The 22,956-nt window shown below is 39.4% G+C and carries 22 protein-coding genes and 1 other annotated feature; of the genes, 6 read left to right on the top strand and 16 right to left on the bottom strand.

The window, feature by feature from the left end:
* The first annotated feature begins 192 nt into the window (after nt 1-192).
* On the top strand, nt 193-1,599 hold the full coding sequence (gene gndA / locus AACV01_RS16730; protein ID WP_060554574.1) for an NADP-dependent phosphogluconate dehydrogenase: 1,407 nt from the start codon (nt 193-195) through the stop codon (nt 1,597-1,599).
* 119 nt (nt 1,600-1,718) lie between these two features.
* Here the strand turns inward: gndA and AACV01_RS16725 are convergent, their stop codons facing one another.
* Nucleotides 1,719-2,225: a YbaK/prolyl-tRNA synthetase associated domain-containing protein gene (locus AACV01_RS16725; RefSeq protein ID WP_036894512.1), complete on the bottom strand. Its 507-nt coding sequence runs from the start codon at nt 2,223-2,225 to the stop codon at nt 1,719-1,721.
* Nucleotides 2,226-2,538: 313 nt separating this feature from the next.
* On the opposite strand from AACV01_RS16725, the gene yiaY reads away from it, so the two are divergent.
* Nucleotides 2,539-3,690: an L-threonine dehydrogenase gene (gene yiaY / locus AACV01_RS16720; protein ID WP_004244521.1), complete on the top strand. Its 1,152-nt coding sequence runs from the start codon at nt 2,539-2,541 to the stop codon at nt 3,688-3,690.
* A 142-nt stretch (nt 3,691-3,832) separates the two neighbouring features.
* Here yiaY and hisIE read toward each other — a convergent pair whose 3' ends face one another.
* From hisIE to hisG, 8 genes are read right to left on the bottom strand one after another with little or no spacing between them, the layout of a single operon-like run.
* Nucleotides 3,833-4,450: a bifunctional phosphoribosyl-AMP cyclohydrolase/phosphoribosyl-ATP diphosphatase HisIE gene (gene hisIE, locus AACV01_RS16715; protein ID WP_012367689.1), complete on the bottom strand. Its 618-nt coding sequence runs from the start codon at nt 4,448-4,450 to the stop codon at nt 3,833-3,835.
* Nucleotides 4,450-5,223 carry an imidazole glycerol phosphate synthase subunit HisF gene (gene hisF, locus AACV01_RS16710; protein ID WP_004244523.1) on the bottom strand — a complete coding sequence of 258 codons (774 nt, stop codon included), beginning with the start codon at nt 5,221-5,223 and terminating at the stop codon, nt 4,450-4,452. Before hisF ends, hisIE begins: the two co-directional genes overlap by 1 nt.
* On the bottom strand, nt 5,205-5,942 hold the full coding sequence (gene hisA, locus AACV01_RS16705; RefSeq protein WP_161682192.1) for a 1-(5-phosphoribosyl)-5-[(5-phosphoribosylamino)methylideneamino]imidazole-4-carboxamide isomerase: 738 nt from the start codon (nt 5,940-5,942) through the stop codon (nt 5,205-5,207). The genes hisF and hisA overlap by 19 nt, the downstream gene beginning before the upstream one ends.
* 6 nt (nt 5,943-5,948) lie before the next feature.
* The gene (gene hisH, locus AACV01_RS16700) at nt 5,949-6,539 is read right to left on the bottom strand and encodes an imidazole glycerol phosphate synthase subunit HisH (protein WP_004244525.1); all 591 of its coding nucleotides are present in this window, start codon (nt 6,537-6,539) and stop codon (nt 5,949-5,951) included.
* A complete protein-coding gene (gene hisB, locus AACV01_RS16695) occupies nt 6,539-7,606 on the bottom strand; it encodes a bifunctional histidinol-phosphatase/imidazoleglycerol-phosphate dehydratase HisB (RefSeq protein ID WP_004252073.1) in 1,068 nt (355 codons plus the stop codon). Before hisB ends, hisH begins: the two co-directional genes overlap by 1 nt.
* A 47-nt stretch (nt 7,607-7,653) precedes the next feature.
* The gene (hisC, locus tag AACV01_RS16690; protein ID WP_060554575.1) at nt 7,654-8,736 is read right to left on the bottom strand and encodes a histidinol-phosphate transaminase; all 1,083 of its coding nucleotides are present in this window, start codon (nt 8,734-8,736) and stop codon (nt 7,654-7,656) included.
* Between the two features lie 2 nt (nt 8,737-8,738).
* Nucleotides 8,739-10,055, bottom strand: a complete 1,317-nt coding sequence (gene hisD / locus AACV01_RS16685; RefSeq protein ID WP_004252067.1) for a histidinol dehydrogenase — start codon at nt 10,053-10,055, stop codon at nt 8,739-8,741.
* Between the two features lie 6 nt (nt 10,056-10,061).
* Nucleotides 10,062-10,961 (bottom strand): ATP phosphoribosyltransferase, encoded by a 900-nt coding sequence (hisG, locus tag AACV01_RS16680; RefSeq protein WP_004244529.1) that lies wholly within the window; start codon nt 10,959-10,961, stop codon nt 10,062-10,064.
* 44 nt (nt 10,962-11,005) lie between these two features.
* Nucleotides 11,006-11,137 (bottom strand) — a sequence feature (His leader region).
* A 329-nt stretch (nt 11,138-11,466) separates the two neighbouring features.
* Between hisG and AACV01_RS16675 the strand changes: the two genes are divergently transcribed.
* Nucleotides 11,467-12,288, top strand: a complete 822-nt coding sequence (locus AACV01_RS16675) for an SDR family oxidoreductase (protein WP_004244530.1) — start codon at nt 11,467-11,469, stop codon at nt 12,286-12,288.
* Here AACV01_RS16675 and AACV01_RS16670 read toward each other — a convergent pair.
* The gene (locus tag AACV01_RS16670; RefSeq protein WP_004244532.1) at nt 12,285-12,905 is read right to left on the bottom strand and encodes a glutathione S-transferase family protein; all 621 of its coding nucleotides are present in this window, start codon (nt 12,903-12,905) and stop codon (nt 12,285-12,287) included. The genes AACV01_RS16675 and AACV01_RS16670 overlap by 4 nt on opposite strands.
* Nucleotides 12,906-13,062: 157 nt before the next feature.
* On the opposite strand from AACV01_RS16670, the gene AACV01_RS16665 reads away from it, so the two are divergent.
* Nucleotides 13,063-14,265: a serine hydrolase gene (locus AACV01_RS16665; RefSeq protein WP_004247605.1), complete on the top strand. Its 1,203-nt coding sequence runs from the start codon at nt 13,063-13,065 to the stop codon at nt 14,263-14,265.
* 89 nt (nt 14,266-14,354) lie between these two features.
* Here AACV01_RS16665 and AACV01_RS16660 read toward each other — a convergent pair whose 3' ends face one another.
* The 4 genes from AACV01_RS16660 to ybjG all read right to left on the bottom strand — a co-directional run bounded on the left by AACV01_RS16660 (nt 14,355) and on the right by ybjG (nt 20,721).
* Complete coding sequence (locus AACV01_RS16660) at nt 14,355-16,025, bottom strand: formate--tetrahydrofolate ligase (RefSeq protein ID WP_004244535.1); 1,671 nt, start codon at nt 16,023-16,025, stop codon at nt 14,355-14,357.
* A gap of 347 nt (nt 16,026-16,372) precedes the next feature.
* Nucleotides 16,373-17,737, bottom strand: coding sequence for an L-serine ammonia-lyase (locus tag AACV01_RS16655; RefSeq protein ID WP_004244536.1), 1,365 nt, complete (start codon nt 17,735-17,737; stop codon nt 16,373-16,375).
* Between the two features lie 114 nt (nt 17,738-17,851).
* The gene (locus AACV01_RS16650; protein ID WP_004244537.1) at nt 17,852-19,180 is read right to left on the bottom strand and encodes an HAAAP family serine/threonine permease; all 1,329 of its coding nucleotides are present in this window, start codon (nt 19,178-19,180) and stop codon (nt 17,852-17,854) included.
* 929 nt (nt 19,181-20,109) lie between these two features.
* On the bottom strand, nt 20,110-20,721 hold the full coding sequence (gene ybjG, locus AACV01_RS16645) for an undecaprenyl-diphosphate phosphatase (protein ID WP_041701073.1): 612 nt from the start codon (nt 20,719-20,721) through the stop codon (nt 20,110-20,112).
* Between the two features lie 238 nt (nt 20,722-20,959).
* Between ybjG and AACV01_RS16640 the strand changes: the two genes are divergently transcribed.
* The gene (locus AACV01_RS16640; protein WP_004252055.1) at nt 20,960-21,385 is read left to right on the top strand and encodes a secondary thiamine-phosphate synthase enzyme YjbQ; all 426 of its coding nucleotides are present in this window, start codon (nt 20,960-20,962) and stop codon (nt 21,383-21,385) included.
* A 266-nt stretch (nt 21,386-21,651) separates the two neighbouring features.
* Here AACV01_RS16640 and AACV01_RS16635 read toward each other — a convergent pair whose 3' ends face one another.
* Nucleotides 21,652-21,915 carry a GrxA family glutaredoxin gene (locus AACV01_RS16635; protein ID WP_004244541.1) on the bottom strand — a complete coding sequence of 88 codons (264 nt, stop codon included), beginning with the start codon at nt 21,913-21,915 and terminating at the stop codon, nt 21,652-21,654.
* Between the two features lie 170 nt (nt 21,916-22,085).
* Here AACV01_RS16635 and AACV01_RS16630 point away from each other — a divergent pair, with 170 nt between their 5' ends.
* A complete protein-coding gene (locus tag AACV01_RS16630; RefSeq protein ID WP_049199914.1) occupies nt 22,086-22,388 on the top strand; it encodes a YbjC family protein in 303 nt (100 codons plus the stop codon).
* A gap of 69 nt (nt 22,389-22,457) precedes the next feature.
* On the opposite strand, the gene tnpA is transcribed toward AACV01_RS16630, so the two are convergent.
* Nucleotides 22,458-22,874, bottom strand: coding sequence for an IS200/IS605 family transposase (gene tnpA, locus AACV01_RS16625; protein WP_161682190.1), 417 nt, complete (start codon nt 22,872-22,874; stop codon nt 22,458-22,460).
* Nucleotides 22,875-22,956 lie beyond the last annotated feature (82 nt).

Raw genomic sequence — 22,956 nt, 5'->3', positions numbered from 1 at the left:
GATTCAGACATCAGTCTGAACGCAGTAGGGATCCACGTCCTTTAGGGCGTGGAGGATGTCAACCATAAGGAATGCGATATCGATTGCATCAATAACTACCACCAAATGAGAGAGTGAGTTACTATGTGATCAGGTTAACAAATTGTCAGTACATTGAGACTGGCAGGTTTATATTCAGACGGGAGTTATTTCATGTCAAAACAGCAAATCGGCGTGGTTGGTATGGCAGTGATGGGACGTAACCTTGCGCTAAACATTGAAAGCCGTGGTTACACTGTATCTATCTACAACCGCTCGAGCGATAAAACCAATGAAGTGATCGCTGAAAATCCAGGTAAAAAACTGGTTCCGAATTACTCTATTAAGGAATTTGTTGATTCATTAGAAAAACCGCGTCGTATTTTGTTAATGGTTAAAGCGGGTGAAGCAACAGATAAAACCATCGCAGCGCTGACACCACATTTAGATAAGGGCGATATCCTTATTGATGGCGGAAATACTTTCTTTAAAGATACTATTCGTCGTAATCGTGAGCTATCGGCTCAAGGTTTTAACTTTATTGGTACGGGTGTTTCTGGTGGTGAAGAAGGGGCATTAAAAGGACCTTCTATTATGCCTGGTGGTCAAAAAGAAGCCTATGAGTTAGTTGCTCCTATTCTTGAGAAAATTGCCGCGGTGGCAGATGGCGAGCCTTGTGTCACTTATATTGGTGCAGATGGTGCAGGTCACTATGTGAAAATGGTACACAATGGTATCGAATATGGTGATATGCAACTGATAGCAGAAGCTTATTCAGTATTAAAACACTCACTAGGTTTAACTAACGAAGAGTTAGCGGACACTTTTACCGAGTGGAATAAAGGTGAATTAAGTAGCTACCTTATTGAAATTACTGCTGATATTTTCCGTAAGAAAGATGAAGAAGGTAACTACCTTGTTGATGTTATTCTTGATGAAGCGGCAAATAAAGGCACCGGTAAATGGACTAGCCAAAGCTCTTTAGACTTAGGTGTTCCTGTTACGTTGATTACAGAATCTGTTTTTGCACGTTATATTTCTTCACTGAAAGATCAACGTGTGGCGGCATCTAAAGTATTATCAGGTCCAGCACCAAAAGCATTTACTGGTGATAAAAAAGCCTTTATCGAGAATGTTCGTCGTGCACTATATTTAGGTAAAATTGTCTCTTATGCGCAAGGCTTCCAACAATTGAAAGCTGCATCAGATGAATATAACTGGGATCTAAATTACGGTGAAATTGCGAAAATTTTCCGTGCAGGTTGTATCATTCGTGCTCAATTCTTACAAAAAATCACTGATGCCTATAATGACGATGCGAATATCGCTAATTTATTATTAGCACCTTACTTTAAAAATATCGCTGATGAGTATCAACAAGCATTGCGTGATGTTGTTTGTTATGGTGTTCAAGCAGGTATTCCTACGCCAACATTCTCCGCGGCTATCTCTTATTACGATAGCTACCGTGCGCAAGTGTTACCAGCAAACTTAATTCAAGCACAACGTGACTATTTTGGTGCGCATACTTATAAACGTACTGATAAAGAAGGCGTATTCCACACTGAGTGGATGGAGTAAGTTTTAAAAACAGTGAGTTATAAGTGTTAGAGGTGCTGAATTTCAGCACCTTTTTACTATTTGTAGTTAAAAAATTATAGTTAAAAAATACTTTTTAACTGCATTTTATAGTACTTTTATTAATCATTATGCTCTTGAGCATCTTGGCGAATAAAATGAATTAACTCGGGCTGAGCAATACGCTGATAATCTTGTGTATTTAAAATAATCGAACGTTCTAATGTTCCAGCATTAAAGGCTAATTCATCAAAACGTTCAAATAATAGCGGATCAGCAACCAGTTTTAGTGCTGGATGAAAACTAAAAGGTGGGATCGCGCCAAATACACATTGCGTTAGTTCATCAACTTCTTTCGGGCTTGCAAGAGAGGCTCTTGTCCCACCAATAGCGATAGCGAGTTTTGATAGATCAGCTTGTTTATCAGCAGGTAAAATGGCCAGTACATGTTGTTTAATACCATTGCCTTTTACATGACAAACTAGACCTTTTGCCCCTTGCCCTAATTGTGTACCTCTTATTTTAGCAACTTCCTCAGAACGACCCGCGGTCGGGTGTTCCATGACGCGATAACGGGCGTGGTGGTTATTGAGTAATGTGGTTAATTGCTCGAAAATAGTCAAAGACATCAATGACTCCTAAGATTAAGCATGTATTTTTATTCGGTCATTATACGACTTAAAAAAAAATTTTCTGCGGTGATATGTTTCTTTGGTATTTATTATTTTGATAAGCCTATCAAATTATTTTGTTACAAATGATAATATGTTAATAGTATTATCCTATTGAATTAATAGGATAATTAGATTATCTATATTATTTTAGAGCTCTAATATTATAAAAAAATTAATATTTATTCATTATATTGATAATGATCAATTTAAGAATAAAAAGAATAGAACATATTAAAACGTAGATTAAATTACTAAAAGGAAGTCAATAATGGCCAGTTCAACATTTTATATCCCTTCAGTAAACAAATTAGGCGCAGGTTGTCTTGCAGACGCGATAAACTCAATGAAAGACTTTGGCTTTCATAAAGCACTGATTGTTACTGATAGTGTTTTAAATCAATTAGGTGTTGTAAATAAAGTGAGTGAATTACTGGCGAAATCAGGTATTGCTAGCGTTACTTATGATGGTACAGCGCCAAACCCTACCGTTGAAAATGTTGAAGCGGGGTTAGCCTTATTAAAAGAGCATCAATGTGACTGTGTTATCTCTTTAGGTGGTGGCTCTCCTCATGACTGTGCTAAAGGTATCGCACTAGTCGCTGCCAATGGTGGTAAGATTGCCGATTATGAAGGGGTTGATCGCTCTGAGCATCCGCAATTACCACTGATTGCAATTAATACAACCGCTGGTACTGCTTCTGAAATGACACGTTTTTGTATCATCACGGATACTGCGCGTCATATTAAAATGGCTATTGTTGATAAAAATGTAACACCAATCTTATCGGTAAATGATTCAGAGTTAATGATTGGTATGCCAAAAGGTTTAACCGCAGCTACGGGTATGGATGCGTTAACCCATGCTGTTGAAGCTTATGTCTCTACTGCCGCTAATCCTATTACTGATGCATGTGCGTTAAAAGCAGTGACGATGATCAGTGAGTCTTTACGTAAAGTCGTTGAAAACGGTGGTGATACAGCAGCACGTGAAAATATGGCTTATGCACAATTTTTAGCGGGTATGGCATTTAATAATGCTTCTTTAGGTTATGTGCATGCCATGGCTCACCAATTAGGTGGTTTTTATAACTTACCTCATGGTGTATGTAATGCAGTATTACTGCCTCATGTTCAAGCTTATAATATCCAAGCAGCAGCAGGTCGTTTAAAAGATATAGCGCAAGCTATGGGTGTTGATGTTTCGGCAATGAATGATGAGCAGGGTGCGCAAGCTTGTATTGAAGAGATCCGCAAAATCGCCAAAGATGTCGGTATTCCAGCAGGCCTGAAAGAATTAGGCGTGAAAGAAGAAGATTTCAAAACATTAGCTGAAAATGCATTAAAAGATGCATGTGCCATCACTAACCCTGTTCAAGGTAGTGAAAGTGATGTTATCGAGATATTCCGCCAAGCAATGTAATCGCTAAAAATAAGAGGGTTAATATAAGTTAACATCTTATTTAAGCAAAGAATTAACACCTCAAATATCAATGTCGTATTTGAGGTGTTTTTTATATTATTAAGTATTAAGTGGTCATGTAGTTTAATGACTGATACTTATTTTATTGCGCTTTTTTATGACGCTTTTGTAAGCAATCAATCACATCAGATAGAGATAGCGATTGGTCTTGTAATAGCACCATTAAATGATAGAGCAAATCAGAAGCTTCATTTTTTAACTCTTCACGATCATTAACAGTTGCAGCTAAAGCAGTCTCAACACCTTCCTCTCCGACTTTTTGTGCGATACGTTTGGTTCCACTGGCATAAAGTTGTGCTGTATAAGAGCTATCTGGTGAAGCGCTTTTACGCTCGCGCAGTAAGTTCTCAAGCTCATAAAGAAATCCCCATTGGCTTTGAGCCGGAGCAAAACAACTTTCAGTCCCATTATGACAAGTAGGCCCGATTGGGTGAGCTAAAATAAGTAAAGTATCGTTATCACAATCAGGATAAATATCCACTAATTTAAGGAAATTGCCTGATGTTTCACCTTTTGTCCATAAACGTTGTTTAGTTCGTGAATAGAAAGTGACCTTGCCACTGTTTAGCGTCATTTCTAATGCGGCTTTATCCATATAACCAAGCATTAAGACATCACCAGAAATAGCATTTTGGATAATGACAGGCATTAGGTTATCGACTTTTTGCCAATCTAATTGGGCGAGTTTTGTATTATTCATTATATTCTTACCTTAACGCCATTTTCTGCGAGATACTGTTTCAATTCGTTGATATTAATGATCTGCTTATGGAATACGGAAGCGGCAAGGGCACCGTCAACATTGGCTAATTTAAACGCATCCAGAAAGTGTGACATTTCACCTGCACCGCCAGAAGCTATCATGGGAACCTGAGTGACTTGGCGTACCAGTGCGAGTTGTTTTAAATCATAACCTTGTCTTACACCATCTTGGTTCATCATGTTTAACACTATTTCCCCCGCACCTCGTTGCTGTACTTCTTGTACCCAATCGAGCGTTTTCCATGGCGTTTGTTGTGTGCGTTTTTCATCACCCGTAAATTGATAAACGAGATATTCCCCAGTTTTTTCATCAAACCATGTATCAATTCCCACAACTACACACTGCACACCGTAGCGATCGGCAAGGCGAGAAATCAGTGTTGGATCAGAAAGTGCAGGGGAATTAATTGAGATTTTATCTGCCCCAAAAGAGAGAATTTTCCCGGCATCTTCTACTGAGCGAATGCCACCCGCAACACAAAATGGAATATCAATCACTTCGGCTACCCGCGATACCCAACTTTTATCGACTACTCGGCCATCAGAAGAGGCGGTAATATCATAAAAGACCAGCTCGTCGGCACCTTCTTTCGCGTAGCGTTCTGCTAAGGGAACAATATCACCAATAATTTCATGGTTACGAAATTGCACACCTTTAACAACCTGTCCATCACGAACATCAAGACAAGGAATTATGCGTTTTGCCAACATGATATCGCCTCTTGTAATGTGAATTTGCCTTCTAATAGTGCTCTGCCAACAATAATGCCCGCAACACCCGATCCAGGAAGTGCTGCGATATCTTGTAAATCACCAATACCGCCAGAAGCTTGGAATAAAATATCAGGGAAACGCTGGCTAATTTCTTTATACAGTTCGACGTTAGAACCGGCTAAGGTGCCATCACGAGAAATATCAGTACACAACACATGCTTTAATCCTACAGGTTGATAAAGTGCGATGATCTCTTCTAGTGTATAGGGGGAGTTTTCTTGCCAGCCACTTACCGCCACCCATTTTTTACCTTGTTCGTCGATACGAACATCAAGGGCGAGTACAATCGCATCAGCACCATAACGCTCAAACCATGTTTTGACTAATTTGGGCTGGCTCACCGCTGTAGAGCCAATCACCACTCGACTTGCTCCTGCGGCTAATAGTGACTTCACATCTTCTTCGCTACGAATACCACCACCAACTTGCACAGGAACGTTAACACAGGCAACTAGCTGTTTTAATAGTGGGATCTGCCGTGCAAGTGGATCTTTCGCGCCAGTTAAGTCGACGAGATGCAATAATTTTGCTCCGTCTTGTTGATATTGTTGGTAGCGGCGGATCGGATCATCATCATAATCACGTTGTTTATTATAATCACCTTGATGAAGACGAACGACTTTGCCATCAATTAAATCTAATGCCGGAATAATCATAACGCGTTACATCTCCAAAAAATTCTTAATCAGTTGAGCACCCGCTTTTCCTGAGCGTTCAGGGTGAAATTGCACCCCATAGAAATTATCTTTCTGAATGGCACTGCTAAAGCGTGAACCATATTCTGTTTCGGCTATGGTTGAGTCATTGAGCCCTAAACCATAGCTGTGAACAAAATAGAACCAAGCGTCGCTGTCAATATTGCGAAATAGAGGGTGAGCGGGTTTTGCTAATACCTGATCCCAACCCATATGCGGTAAGGGTAATCCTTTGGTATCAAGTTTATTGATATTACCGTCAACTAATCCTAATAGAGGGATATTGTGACCTTCTTCACTCAGAGAGGCCAAAATTTGCATCCCTAAGCAAATGCCTAATACGGGCTGGGTTAACGCCTTAATTAAAGGGATAAGTTCACGGGCTTTTAGTTGTTCCATAGCGGCACTGGCTGTTCCCACCCCGGGGAGAAACAGTTTATCAGCAGATAACACGATATTTTTTTCATAAGAAATAATTGGATCGTAACCTAGCCTTTGTACGGCGTACGCAACCGAGGCTAAATTAGCACAACCTGTATCAAGAATGACGACTTTCATCACAGCACACCTTTTGAACTGGGTAAGGTATTTCCTTCAACACGAATAGCTTGGCGTAAGGTACGACCAAATACTTTAAACAGACTTTCTGCTTTGTGGTGATCGTTTTTGCCTTTTGATTTTAAGTGTAGAGTGCAGCCCATAGTGTAAGAGAGAGAGCGGAAAAAGTGCTCAATCATCTCTGTGCTTAAATCACCAACGCGCTGATATTTAAATTCTGCTTTATATTCAAGGTGAGGGCGTCCAGAAATATCCAGCGCACAACTTGCTAGGCACTCATCCATAGGCAAAGTAAAACCAAAACGTGCAATGCCGCGTTTATTACCTAATGCTTCTCGCAGTGCTTCGCCGAGTGCAAGACCGGTATCTTCAACGGTGTGGTGATCGTCAATGACTAAATCCCCTTGTACGTTGATATTCATCCGAAAGCCACCGTGGGTGGCAATTTGATCTAGCATATGATCAAAAAAACCAACGCCTGTGCTAATTTGGCTTTCACCTTCACGATCAAGCCAGATATCAATGGCTATTTGTGTCTCTTTGGTTTTACGTTCAACGTGGGAGTAGCGATCTTTTTTCGTCAGCAATTCACTGATAGCTGACCAGCTTAATTCATTGGCGTTATAACGTAATCCGTTGATCCCCATATTTTCAGCTAATTGTAGATCGGTTTGTCTATCACCAATCACATAGCTATTGGTTTTATCAAGAGCACTTTCAACCAGATATTGGGTGACTAACCCTGTTTCAGGTTTACGACAAGGACAGTTGTCTTCAGGTTTATGAGGGCAGATTAATACTTCATCAAAAACAATACCTTGTGAAGAAAAAACCTGCATCATGAGATTATGAGGGGGTTCAAAGTCAGCTTGTGGAAAACTGTCTGTACCAAGCCCATCTTGATTGGTGATCATAATAAGCTTATAGCCCGCCTGTTGTAAGTTGAGTAATGCGGGAATAACGCCATTTTCAAAGGCAAGCTTATTGAGACTATCAACTTGGTGATCGGTTGGTGGCTCAGTGATCAAAGTACCATCACGATCGATAAAAAGAATTTTCTGGCTCATGGTTGAGATCCCTCAGTGGTGATTTTTATTGTTATCATTAGTGATGTTTATACGTTTGCCGTTTGCCTATTTTTTATAGCGGTTATCACGCTATCACACTCTTGACGCGTACCGATAGAGATGCGTAAACAACCTGCCAGCCCATATTGACGCTGTTGATCGCGTAAAATAATCCCTTGCTCCCATAAACTGCGGAAAACACAATCAGCATCAGTGAATTTCACTAAAATATAGTTGGTTTCACTACAATAAACCTGTTCAACATTGGGTAAATTTTTTAGTGCATCCGCTAAATATGTTCTATTGCGTACAATTTCCGTTACCCGTTGTTTCATCGCTTCTATACCTTGGTCAGTTAATGCTTGTGCCGCAATATCAGCAACCGGGGTAGAAAGTGGGTAAGGGGCGATCACCTTAAGTAATAATTCAATAACAGGTGAATTGGCAAGTGCAAAGCCACAACGCAGTCCCGCTAATGCAAAAGCTTTAGAGAGCGTTCGCAAAATGACTAAATTCGGATACTCTTTTAACCAAGCGACTAGTGATGCTTGAGGACAAAACTCAATATAAGCTTCGTCAATAGCCACAATGGCTTTATCTTTTGCTAATGCTAATACTTCGCGGATCAGTGAAGGCTCAACGATATTGCCTGTTGGGTTATTGGGACTGCATAGGTAGATAAGTTTTACATTATCAAGTTGTGATGCAATGGCTTTGACATCAGGCTCCCAATCAGCAAGAGCAGGGACAACACGCTGTTCTACACCAAAGGTTTCCGCACTGACGCTGTACATACCATAAGTGGGTGGACAATAGAGAACAGCATCTTTACCGGGCTCACAAAAAGCACGGATCAGTAGTTCTATCGCTTCATCGGCACCTCGGCTAACTAACACTTGCTCAGGTTGGACGCCTGCATATGCTGCATAGCGATTAATTACGTTAACAGGCTGACACTCAGGGTAGCGGTTTAAATTTTTTTCATTAAACGTAAAGTCAGGAGCGGTAGGGTATTCATTGGCATTTAACCAAACCGAGCCATTTCCACCTAAACGTCTCGCTGATTGATAAGGGGTTAACTGGCGAACATTTTTTCTGGCTAATAGGGTAATATCAAAGGGCGTGTTCATGGCTAGTTATCTCCTTGAGCCAAGGCGTTAACGCGAAGTGTGACGGCATTTTTATGTGCAGTTAATTGCTCTGCTTGCGCTAATATTTCAATGGTATTGGCTAAATCAGCCAAACCTTGAGCAGTCAGTTTTTGTACGGTCATACGCTTCATAAAATCGGCTAAGCCTAAACTCGAATAGGTGGCGGTATAACCGTATGTAGGTAGTACGTGATTGGTGCCAGAAGCGTAATCTCCCGCTGATTCAGGAGACCAAGCCCCTAAGAACACTGAGCCGGCGCTAGTAATGCTATCAACAAGTGAGTCTGCATCATTAGTCTGAATAATTAAGTGTTCAGGCCCATAGCGATTACTGATTTCAATACATTGGTTGAGATCACGGGTGATAATGACACGACTTTCGGCTAAGGCTTGTTGTGCTATTTCTGCGCGAGTTAATTGTGTTAATTGGGCTTGCGTCTCGCTAATGACCGCTTTGGCAAGGGCTTCATCTGGGGTTAATAGCACCACTTGTGAGTCAGGACCGTGCTCTGCTTGTGATAGTAAATCAGCGGCAATAAAGGCAGGATCAGCATCGGCATCAGCAATCACTAATACTTCCGAAGGGCCAGCTGGCATATCAATAGCCGCACCTTGTAGCGATTGGCTGACTTGGCGTTTTGCTTCTGTCACATAGGCATTTCCCGGGCCGAAAATTTTATCTACCTTTGGGATAGACTCTGTACCAAAAGCCATCGCAGCAATGGCTTGAGCACCACCGACTTGGAATATTTCATCAATACCAATTTGTTGCGCAATATACAAAATTTCATCAGCAATCGGTGGCGGAGAGCATAAAATTATTTTGCGACAACCAGCAATACGGGCCGGTAGCCCCAACATCATCACTGTTGAGAGTAAAGGCGCTGATCCACCGGGAATATAAAGTCCTACGGCATCAATAGGGCGACTGACTTGTTGGCAAAATACACCGGGTTGCGTTTCTACCTCAATGGTTTTAGGAATTTGCGCTTCATGAAAACGGCGTATATTGCTCATGGCTTGCGCTATTGCTTGTTTGATTTCGTTATTGAGCCTTGCACAAGCCGCGTCAATCTGTGTTTTTGTCACCAATACGCTATCGGGAGCCGCTTTATCATATTTTTGACTCAGTGCCTTAAGGGCTTTATCCCCATCGTTGCGTACCTGAGAAATAATCGTAGCAACTTGCTCTGTAATAGGCGCTGATGCGGATATCGCTGGGCGAGTGAGTAGCTGTTGTTGTTGCTGTTGGGTGCATTTATCCCAGAAATTTAATGTATTAAACGCCGTTTTCATCATCTCACCTTATTCCATCATTTTTTCAATTGGTAAAACAAGAATTGAACTTGCCCCTAATGCTTTTAGTTTTTCCATCGTTTCCCAAAAGAGGGTTTCACTGCTGACCATGTGCATTGCTACTCGATTTTGATCACCCGCTAAAGGAAGGATGGTGGGGCGCTCAGCACCCGGTAATAGGGCGATAACATCTTCAAGGCAATCACTTGGCGCGTGTAACATAATGTATTTTGATTCGCGCGCTTGAATAACTCCTTGAATACGCGTCATTAAGCGATCGATAAGGGCTTGTTTTGTTGCGTCCATTTCACCGTCACGTTGAATTAAACAAGCTTTAGAACGATAAATAACTTCTACTTCTTTTAATCCATTGGCTTCTAATGTGGCGCCAGTAGAAACTAAATCACAAATAGAATCAGCCAGACCGGCTCGAGGTGCGACTTCAACGGAGCCATTTAATAAGCAAGATTTAAAGGTGATCCCTTTTTGGTCTAAATAACGTTTTAATAGATTAGGGTAAGAGGTGGCAATACGGGTATTATTGAGGCACTCAACCCCTTGATAATCAAAATCAACCGGTGCAGCAAGAGATAAACGGCAAGCACCAAAATCAAGACGACGTAGTGTGATATAACTTGGATTTTCTCCTTGTGCTCGGCGTTTTAGTAATTCTTCTTCTAATACGTTTTCACCAATAATGCCTAAATCAACCACTCCGTCCATCACTAAACCGGGGATATCATCATCTCTGACACGTAAAATATCGATAGGCATATTTTCCGCATAAGCGATAAGGCGTTGTTGGTTTAAGTTTATTTTAATGCCACAACGCGCTAAAAGTGCTCGTGAATCATCACTTAAACGACCTGATTTTTGCATGGCAATTCGTAATCTTGCTTTATCTAACATAATGTTACCCTATCTTTGTCCGTATTCTTGTTATGAAATTTAGCTATAAAAAAACCCCGGAAGTTGCCTTCCGGGGTTTTTATTTTATTGTCTGCACTCAGACCACCGGAAGCGTTACCTAAACGTCTTCCAGCACTCATCGCCTGAAAGACTAGTCAGGATGATGGTGATGATGGTGGTTTAATTGAATGCTATACATAATGTTTTCCTAGCGAATAAAAATACCCGTTATAAATAATTAACCAGTATTTAGAATTTGTCTGCCTTTCAACCTACCTGATTTATAAAGTAAAAAGCAACCTATTTTTTAATAATAATTTAAATAAATTGTAACCTTATGTTTTTTAGAGAATTTTAATATTTCTTTTCTTTACTTAACCGAGTAAGTGCGCCAGTATATTAAAGCAGGCTAAATATATATAACGCTTAAGCAGTTTTTATCAGTAATGGATAAAATTAAGTTTTGTTACATAATTTAAATAAGCCATGAAAGTAGGGGTAGAAAATGAAACGGATCACGATAGTCGGATTAGGTTGGTTAGGATTACCACTTGCCAATGCCTTGCGTGAAGCGGGGTATCAAGTAAAAGGAACAAAAACCACAGAAGATGGTGTAGAAGCAGCACGAATGAGTGGTGTTGATTGTTGTCTAATGAATTTAACACCGGCTATTGAGTGTGATAGAGATGATTTTGATTACTTAATGGAAACTGATGTACTGATTATTACATTACCCCCTAGTGCGGCGGGGGGAGGATATGATTATGTTGAAGGGATACAAACATTAGTGGATAGCGCCATGTCTCGGCATGTGACAAGAGTGATTTATATTAGCTCTACTTCAGTATATGGCAATCAAAGTGGTGTTATTACAGAAGAAGTTGATATTAGGCCAGAAACGCAATCCGCTAAGATGATAGCGGAAGTTGAAAATTGGTTACATCGCTTACCACTCACGACCGTCGATATTTTACGTTTGGCGGGGTTAGTTGGGCCTGGTCGTCATGCAGGACGCTTTTTATCCGGTAAAAAACAGGTCAAAGGTGCACATCAGAGTGTCAATTTAGTGCATTTAGACGATGTTATTTTTGCGATAGAGCAACTGCTTGCTCAAAATGAAGGAGGCCGTTTATATAATTTATGCGCGCCTATTCATCCTAAAAAGAAAGATTTTTACAGCCGTGTTGCTGCACAGTTAGATCTTACTCCCCCTGAATTTGCTCTAGAAGATAAACCGCCAGCACGAGAGATCGACGGTCAGGAGATTTGCCGAGATCTCGGATTTCATTATCACTATCCTGATCCCGACAAAATGCCAATGAGTTAATTTACCGGCAGTAAAACGACATCACGGAAGATCTGATTTTCACTTAATTGTGCAAACCAGCGTTGTAGATGTGGATAATTTGCACCTTCTTGGCAAACCTCTAGCCATGGGTATACCAAAGGAGCAATAGCGATATCAGCTAATGAAAAATAGTCACCGGCAAAATAAGCTGTTTTAGCCAGTTGATCATCGGCAATTTTGATCAGTTGGTTTAATTTCGCTTTTAGGCTCTGTACAAGCTGTGGATCTTGCTGCTCTTTTGGTGTGCGAACAAGATTTATCATCATTTGTTGGATTGGAGAAAAAAGGCTACCATTTGACCAATCCATCCATTTTTCAACGTTTGCGCGTTGCTTTACATCGGTTGGGTAGAGATGATAATTTTCATATTTGGTACATAAATAACGAATTATGGTATTTGACTCCCATAAGGCAAAATCATCATCTTGTAAGGTAGGAATAGATGCATTGGGATTGAGTGCTAAATAGTTGGCCTCATGAAGTCCACCAAAAGGGCCTCCGACATCAATTTGTTCGTAAGGAGCTTGAAGCTCTTTTAAACACCACAGGACTTTTTTAACGTTCGATGAGTTTTTTCTACCCCAGACTTTTAACATAAAGGTCTCCTAAACCACGATAAGTAACAAAAATTCCCTCTGTAGGGCGTTAAATATGAATATAAGATAAATCTTTATCTATCAATGTTGGCGTCTTATTCCATAAAGCCCTATAGTAGGAAAGCTTTAACAAATTGATATAAAAGGGTGATCGGTAATGAAAACAAATCTTCCATCCGTATTGGCTAAGGTTACCGCGGGAATGGGTTTACTGCTAATTATTTCTAGTCCTACTTTTGCGGTGAATAATCCTGTGCCGCCTCAAATTGAGGCTAAATCTTACGTATTAATGGATTATAACAGTGGAAAAATACTTGCTTCAGAGAAGCCTGAAGAGCGCCTAGATCCTGCCAGTCTAACCAAAATAATGAGTAGTTATGTGGTAGGACAAGCGATAAAAGAGGGACGTATGTCGCCCGATGATATTGTTATTGTTGGGCGCAATGCTTGGGCGACGGGTAATCCTGTTTTAAAGGGCTCATCCTTGATGTTTTTAAAACCAGGCGATCGAGTTAAAGTGATCGACTTAAATCGAGGTATGGTGATCCAATCTGGTAATGATGCCAGTATTGCGTTGGCAGAACATGTTGCCGGTAGCCAAGAAACCTTTGTTGATCTTATGAATACCTATGCCGCGAATTTAGGTTTAAAAAACACTCACTTTAAAACAGTACATGGTCTAGATTCTGAAGGGCAGTACACCACAGCACAAGATATGGCGTTATTAACAGCTGCCATGATCCGCGATGTACCTTCAGAATATGATATTCATAAAGAAAAAGAATTTACCTTCAACAATATTCGCCAGCCAAATCGTAACCGTCTATTGTGGAATAAAAATATGAATGTCGACGGTGTAAAAACCGGGCATACCAATGGGGCTGGCTATAACCTTGTCTCTTCGGCAACCGAAGGAAATATGCGTCTGATTGCAGTGGTTTTAGGGGCGCCATCAGATAAAGTGCGTTTTGCTGAAAGTGAAAGATTACTCGGCTGGGGTTTCCGCTTTTTTGAAACCGTGACACCTGTAAAAGAGAACGTGCCCCTGACTACGCAAAAAGTATGGTATGGCGATAAAGGTGAAGTGGCTTTAGGTGTTGCTAAAGATGCATCAATCACCATTCCTAAAGGAGAGCTAAAGAACTTAAAAGCCTCTTTTACATTGACTAACCCCGAATTAGAAGCACCATTAACACAAAATCAAGTCGTAGGAACAGTGAATTTCTTACTAAACGATGAAGTGATTGAGCAGCGCCCATTAGTGGTAAAAGAAGCGGTTGAAGAAGGGGGTTTCTTTAGTCGTATCTGGGACTTTGTGGTTAAAACAGTCTCTGGTTGGTTTAATGCGCTTTTTGGTTAATTAAGCTCATAATTACTGAAAAACTCACCCATTTAAAATAAGAATGCCAGTATTAACTGGCATTCTTTATTGAGCAGGTTTTAAGTGTTTTAGAACAGTCCTTTTATTGCCCCATGATCATCAACGTCCATCGCCATTGCTGCCGGTTTTTTAGGTAATCCTGGCATCGTATTTATTGTGCCCGTTAATGCAACAACAAAGCCTGCACCAGCACTGACATACACTTCCCGGATATTAATGGTAAAATCAGTCGGGCGACCAAGTAATGCGGGATCATCTGATAGAGAATATTGCGTTTTTGCCATACAAATAGGGAAATGGCCAAAGCCCATATCCTCGATTTTTGTTAGCATCTCTTGGGCGTTAGCATTGTAAGTCACCCCTTTTGCACCATAAATTTCTTGAGCAATGGTCTCTATCTTTTGCTTTAAAGGCATATTATCAGGGTAGAGTAATTGAAACTGTGGTGCATCATTTTCTAGTGTATCAATAACCTGATTGGCTAATTCAATACCACCCGCGCCACCTTTCTCCCATACTTGACTAATGGCAAAACGACATCCTCTTTGCTGGCAATATTGGGCGATAAATTCATGCTCTTTAGCAGAGTCTGTCACATAAGCATTTACTGTAACAATAACAGGAACACCATATTTTTTCAGATTTTCAATATGCTTACCTAGATTTTCGATCCCCGTTGCCAAAGCGGTGAGATTTTCGTGATCCCACTGTGTTTTGCCTAAGCCACCATTATATTTTAATGCCTTAGTGGTAACGACTAAAACTGCACAGTCTGGTTGTAAGTCGCCTATGCGACATTTGATATCAAAGAATTTTTCCGCACCTAGATCAGCACCAAATCCCGCTTCTGTTACGGTGATATCAGCCAGTTGAAGAGCAAGTTTAGTCGCTCTTAGGCTATTACAGCCATGGGCAATGTTGGCAAAAGGGCCACCATGAATAATCGCGGGGGTATTTTCTAACGTTTGTACTAAATTAGGATTAAGGGCATCTTTAAGTAAGGTTGCCATAGCGCCGACAGCGTTGAGATCTTCAGCACTAACAGGCTCGCCTTCATAATTATATGCAACGATGATACGTGCTAAGCGCTGTTTTAAATCATTAATATCTTTTGCTAAACAAAGGATAGACATAATTTCGCTAGCAACGGTGATAACAAAGCTATCTTCTCTAACCACCCCATCTTTGTCGCCACCTAATCCAATCACTAAATGACGTAGTGCGCGATCATTCATATCCATACAGCGCTTAAAAATAATCTTTTTAGGATTAATGTTAAGGGGATTACCTTGATAAAGCGAGTTATCTAACATCGCTGCTAATAAATTATTTGCAGAGGTGATAGCATGAAAATCACCGGTAAAATGAAGATTGAGATCTTCCATCGGTACAACTTGTGAATATCCACCGCCAGCCGCTCCTCCTTTTAGACCAAAACAAGGGCCTAAGGAGGGTTCGCGTAATGCAATAATGGCACTTTTGCCTAATTGATTAAGGGCTTGTCCTAATCCTACCGTAACGGTGGTTTTACCTTCACCTGCTGGTGTGGGATTAATGGAAGTGACAAGCACCAATTTACCCTGTTTTTTTGAGGTGATTTTTGACCAAATACTCTGGCTAAACTTGGCTTTGTATTTGCCATAAAATTCAATATCGTCTTGGTCTACATTTATTTTTTTAGCAATATCTTGGATGGGTAAAAGCGGTGCTTGATGGGAAATTTCAATATCTGATTTCATTTTGGTTCTCTTTTTATCCCGTGTAGAGCTACATGAGTGATAATGCATCAATGCTATCGATTCAACAGATCAAGAAAAAATGTGTCGCTCTGTTGCTACTTATTGAGCGAATAACCCTCTAATTAATCAACTTTAGCTAATAATATAAATATGACCAATAGATTTATAGGTTTATAGATATTGGACTTTAGAAGATATGCTCGGTGTCACATGATACTGCCATTGTAATAAAAAATATAAAATTATTATGATGTGATTGAAGAGATATAGGACGAGGGAGCAAAAATAAATAATGCCAGCAAAAGCTGGCATTGGTTTATGGGTAACAATCATGTCAAAGTGTTAAATTAATCGCAAGAGACTTTAATGGCTAAGCCACCTTGCGATGTTTCACGATATTTAGAATTAATATCTTTACCTGTTTCATACATGGTCTCGATGACTTTATCTAAACAGATACGTGGATCACTGACACGACGAAGCGCCATCCGTGCTGAGTTTACCGCTTGTACGGCAGCAATAGCGTTACGCTCGATACAAGGCACCTGTACTTGTCCTGCAACCGGATCACAAGTGAGACCTAAGTTATGCTCCATCGCGATTTCAGCCGCAATACAGACTTGCTCAGGACTACCCCCTAGCAGTTCAGTTAAAGCCCCTGCAGCCATTGAGCAGGCTACACCGACTTCACCTTGACAACCCACTTCAGCACCGGAAATAGAGGCATTCATTTTGTACAGCGACCCAATAACACCGGCTACTAAGAAAAAGCGTGTATAAGAGTTTTCGTTGACTGGGCGAATAAATTTATCGTAATAGGAGAGTACGGCAGGAATAATACCGCATGCGCCATTAGTGGGTGCTGTTACAACACGTCCACCGGCGGCATTTTCTTCGTTTACGGCTAATGCAAACATATTGATCCAATCAACCACTGTCATAGGATCGGTGGTGGTTTTATCTTCAGTCACTAACATACGACGTAATGCAGACGCGCGACGAGGAACACGTAATGGTCCCGGTAATAAGCCTTCGGTATTAACACCGCGCTCGATACCTGATTTCATTACCTCCCAAACGGCAGCAAAATGGGCTGAGATCTCTTCTTTGCTGCGTAATGCAAGTTCATTTTGCATTACCAGTGCAGAAAGAGAGAGACCGGTTTCCTTACAGTGACGTCGTAAATCAGCAGCATATTGATAAGGATAAGGTACTTCAACTTTATTCTCTTCGGGTTGACCAAAATGCTCTTCATCAACAATAAAGCCGCCACCAATGGAGTAATAGGTTTTTTTCAACAGAAGTTGTTCGCCATTATAGGCGCTGATAGTCATACCATTTTCATGAAGAGGTAAATTACTTTTATGAAAATTCATGCCTCCAACCGCGGGGAAATCAACCTCTTGAGCACCATTAGCTAACATCAAACGTCCGGTATTTTCGACTTGTTTAATAAAAGGTGCGATAGCGTCAATATCAACCGTATCAGGTAAATTACCGGCTAATCCCATAATAATCGCGATATCTGTTGCGTGACCTTTACCTGTTAGAGATAAAGAGCCATACACATCAACGACTACGCGGGAAACAGAGGAGAGAAGGTTTTTCTCAGCAAGTAAATCGACAAATTCTTTACCTGCTTTCATTGGGCCTACCGTGTGTGAGCTTGAAGGTCCAATACCGATTTTAAAAATATCAAAAACGCTAACCATAATATTCGCCTCCCTAATTTAAAGGCGCACTGTGTGTTATTAGAATGAAAACTGTTTTGTAGACTGTAGCGATATGGCTACTTTCATTTTAGAAAGTAGCCATCGATAAACTTATTAGTTAAAGAAATAATTAATGAAAGTATTACCTAAGGTGTAGAAAACCGCTGAGATTGCAATCAGACCCATGATAACAACAAATACGTTGCTAATATGGCCTTGATATTTTTTCATCGCTGGTACTTTACGGATAGCATACATAGGCATTAAGAACAGTAACATTGCGATGATTGGGCCACCCAGTGTTTCAATCATACCAAGGATACTTGGGTTTAATGTTGCAACGATCCACGTTGTAACCAACATAAACAGAGCTGTGATTTTGTTTAAACGATCTTTTTCGACATTCTTACCAATTCCGCGCATCCCTTTGATAATTAAGCCATTGAAACCTTCACGAGCCCCTAAATAGTGACCTAAGAAAGATTTAGTAATCGCAACAAAGGCAATGAAAGGTGCAATGTAAGCGATAACGGGTGCTTCAAAGTGGTTAGCAAGATAAGAGAGAATACTGATGTTTTGCTCTTTTGCTTCAGCTAAATTTTCTGGTGTTAAGCTAAATACGCAGCTAAACACGAAGAACATAACAGTGATCACCATCATAATATGAGCATAAGCTAAGATGCGTGAACATTTTTTCTCTGCATTGTCACCGTACTCTTCGCGTTTTGCCACAGCAAAAGCAGAGATGATAGGTGAGTGGTTAAAAGAGAACACCATCACAGGGATAGCTAACCATAAGGTTACTAACAAGCCTTGGCTCATACCAGAAGTTGATGCGTGATCAAAAGAGAGCGTATCAAGAATAGCACCATTCCATTCAGGAATGAGGTATAAAGCAAGTACCATCAAGATGGCAACGAATGGGAATACTAAGACACTCATTGCTTTAACAATAGCTTGTTCACCAAAGCGAATGATACACATAATACCGACAATCAGTACCAGTGATAAAATCGCACGAGGTGGTGCTGTCATATGCATTTGGTGAACAATAAAGCTTTCTACCGTATTAGTGATAGCGACACTGTAAACCAACAAGATAGGATAAATAGCAAAGAAATAGAGCAGAGTGATTAATACACCTGCCGTTTTACCAAAGTGTTCTTCAACCACTTCAGTAATATCTTCACCTGGATTTTTACCTGATAGCACAAAGCGACACATACCACGGTGTGCAAAAAAGGTCATAGGAAAAGCAAGTACTAACATAATCAACAGAGGAATTAAGCCACCAATCCCGGCATTGATAGGTAAAAACAGAACGCCAGCACCGATAGCTGTACCATACAAACCGAGCATCCATACTGTGTCTGACTTACGCCATGTTTTGTAATCACTTTGGGTATTACCCTGTGCGATAGAACCAGCTTTGGTTGTATCCATAATACTCTCCGAAATAACGCGGTAAAAAAATAATGAAAAATAAAGTGAGTCATTGCCTTTTTACAAAGCAATCACTGCATAAATTTTATTATGAATAAATGAGCGCATTGAGTGCCTGGTGTTATCTCAATATCTTCAATTACCACATACTAAAAAAGCTAGATTTTAAAAGAATAAAAATCTTCTAAAATTTGAAAAAATATTCAATAAGTTTATATCTAGACTTTAGATGGGCAGAATATAGTGTTTTTCAGGATAAACTACCGTGATCACCATCTCAAATGCTAAATATAACTAAAAAATCGCTAAATGTAACATTTTTTATACTTTGTGCTTTTTGTGTGCTGTTTATAAACATTTTGAAATGGTTTTCCAAAATTGTTTATTTTTTAGAATAAAATTAAATATAGAAATATTCATATGTTAATGATTATTTTTCCTGCTTTCTATTTTTTATAAAATAGATGATTTAAATCAATGAGGTTATTTTTATTTACATTTAAAACATTATTTTAACTTTATAAATCATTGATTTATATATAAAAAATAAATTTTGTGACTTGGCTAAAAAATCACTTAAAAGCCTATAGAAATAAAAAAATATGATTATTTATTAATGGTCTTCTACTGTTTGATAAAATAGTTATCTCATTATTTTATCAATAACAGAAATATTGTTTATATTTGGTACAATATTCCTGTTAATAAAATCATAAAATATTTTATTTCTAGTGAATATAAAAACTTCATTTTGATTAAAATAACAACGAAATTATTTTTTGGACAAAAAATATAATAATAGAGAATATTTTTATTCATATATTAATATATAAAATCTTTATTTATTTATATTAAATAGCAGAAAAAGACAATAAAAAAGACCACATTAATACTGTGGTCTTTTGCGGTTGTTTCTTATCCTAATAGGATTAAGCTTTTGTCCAACCTTTGCGAATAGGATATGCAAAGCAGAGTTGATAGAGCTGGTGGATAGCTTTTTGTAACTTTTTCCCGCCTTGTGACCAAAGTATTTGGCTTAATGCACAAGAGAGGAGAGCAACAATAAATGCACCAACCATATCTATTGGCCAATGGACGCCAAGATAAATACGAGCCCAAGCAATCGCAAGACCTAAAATAAGCATCAGCATGCCAATGCGTTTACTGTTATGCCAAAAAAGATAAGCCAGTGCGATAGTAAACACGAAAGTACCATGATTACTAGGGAAGGAAGGTGTTGCTTCATGATCAAGGAAGTTATAACCGATATTGGCAGCAAAAGGGCGATCATGGGGAGCTATCATACCGATAAACCAAGAGATAGAGAGGGCAATAATCAGAGCGACCGCAGCCTTACAAGCTAAAGTCCTTTGCTGATCAATATGCTTTTCATTTCCCCATAGCCAATAGAAAGCTAAAGACAGAGGGAACAAGTAAACCAAGTATTTAGCAATAAAGATCGCGACATTAATCTCTAAAGGGGAGGCCGAAGGGGTTGCATTCATCAATGAAAATACGGCTAAATTGAGTTGTTCCAGCAAAGTAAGCTCCATATATATCGTGCTGATAGGCAATGTTTATGGTACATAATCAGTCAATCCCACAAGGTTAAATGAGGCTGTGCGCAGGGTAAAGAGTAATTTTCTTATTTAATTGTGCTTTTTTTCAAGAATTGTCAGTTTTTTTTCGCTGACTGACTGAATTAACTAAAAAAACACTTTACCCTTGAGTTACTACACTTTTTCTATTTATCACCCATATGTTTAAAGGTATTAATCAATGTGGTTTCAAAAAGAGATTTTACTTCAAGCAAAACCGAGAGGATTTCATTTAATCACACAGGCACTGTTGCAAGAATTACCCGAACTCAGACAATACAAAATAGGTATTGCTCATTTTTTTATTCAACATACTTCTGCGTCATTAACCATTAATGAAAACGCCGATCCGACTGTACGCAGTGATTTTGAAAGTTTCTTTAATCGCTGTGTGAAAGAGCATGAAGCTTATTATCTTCACACTTATGAAGGCAGTGATGATATGCCAGCCCATCTTAAAAGTAGTTTACTTGGTCAGAGTGTGTCGGTGCCTATTTGCCAAGGGGAATTAAATTTAGGTACATGGCAGGGGATTTATTTAGGTGAACATAGAAATCACGGTGGGCGTCGACGTATTGTGGTGACATTACAAGGAGAGTGTTACTGAATTTTAGGCAATAAAAAACCCGACAGTTATTTCACCAAAAGGGGTTGAAACTATCGGGCTCCTCAATATTTGGGGACATCAAAGAAAAGCAGTGGCACTAATTCAGACTACGAGTTAAAAAGAAAGTTCGCCAATAAATGAAAAAAATTAGAAATATTTTTAGTAAGTGGTCTGAAAAGGGAAAAAACAACGGAGAAAGTAGTAGGTAAAAAAGAATGAAAACGCTAAAATACATTGATAAATAAAGTATTTTAGCGTTTTAAAAATTAGTTATAGATGCCTAAATGCTCTTTCGCATAAGCTTCAAAATCTGTGCAGCCACCAATGTGTTTTTCATCAATAAAAATTTGTGGCACAGTTTCAACTGGTTTACCGACAGTTTTTGATAAGTCTGCTTTGGTAATACCTTCAGCTTGAATATCCACATAGCGGAAATCAAAGTCATCACGTTTTTCAGACAAGGTTTCAGCAAGTTGTTTAGCTCGGACACAATATGGGCAACCAGGACGACCAAAAATTACAACAAACATACGACACTCCTTATTGAGGAAATAAATTCAGGCATAATAGTCTTTATTTGTGAATACTATGCCTTTTTATTCGAATAAACAAAAACAGTTATTGCCTTTTAGTGTAATAAATTATATCAATTTGCTGAATCATGATATAGGACTAGTGCAAGGTGATGAACGGAGACAACATGGAAAAGCCCTCTAAACGGGATATGAAAACACTATCAGATATGCCAAAGCCAATTATTATTATTGAACTAATTGGTATTGTGCTATTGGTTATCGCTTACTTATATATTAATCAATATATGACTTCACCGGAATGGTTAACAACCTATACAGGGCAATTGACCTTGGTTGTTTTAGGGGTGCTTTGTATGATCCCACCTGCAATACATATCGTTTGGCGAGCGATCTATCGTTTAACCTTCTTAGGTATTGATACTAAAGTAACTGAAAATAAAAAGAAAAAGCCACATAACGAAAAATAAATACGCTTTTATCCAAAGCACCGTAAAACCCCGTCCTTCAGGTCGGGGATATAAGGCGCGGTTTTTTAACTAATTAGGTGTTTCCTGTTGCTCAATATACTGGCAGATAATGGATATTGGTGCGCCACCACAACTCCCCGCGAAATAACTCGGCGACCAAAGAACCCCCTTGTAGTAATCACGTTGGGCAATATCAGGACGATCACGTCGAAGTAATCGACTCGATACCCCTTTAAGGCTGTTAACCAGATTAGATATCGCCAGTTTTGGCGGGTAATTAATCAGTAAATGAACGTGATCCCGTTCCCCATCTATTTCAACCAGTTCAACATCAAAATCAGCACAAACACTGGCAAAGTAGCCTCGCAATTTTTCAATTGCATCCTGATCAAATATTTTTCGCCGGTATTTTGTGACAAAGACCAAGTGGACGTGCATCAGGAGTACACAATGTCTGTCAAGGCAAATATTAGTTTTATTTTTCATAGACCAAAGTATAATAGGCAATATGAAACGTCTACAAGCCTTTAAATTTCAGTTAAGACCCAATGGTCAGCAAGAGCGTGAG

Origin of the sequence: Proteus sp. G2609, from assembly GCF_963896135.1 — a bacterium.
In the GTDB taxonomy this organism is placed as follows: Bacteria; Pseudomonadota; Gammaproteobacteria; order Enterobacterales; family Enterobacteriaceae; genus Proteus; species Proteus mirabilis.
Note: the sequence above shows the minus strand (reverse complement) of the source record. Positions and strands in the feature narration are given on the sequence as shown.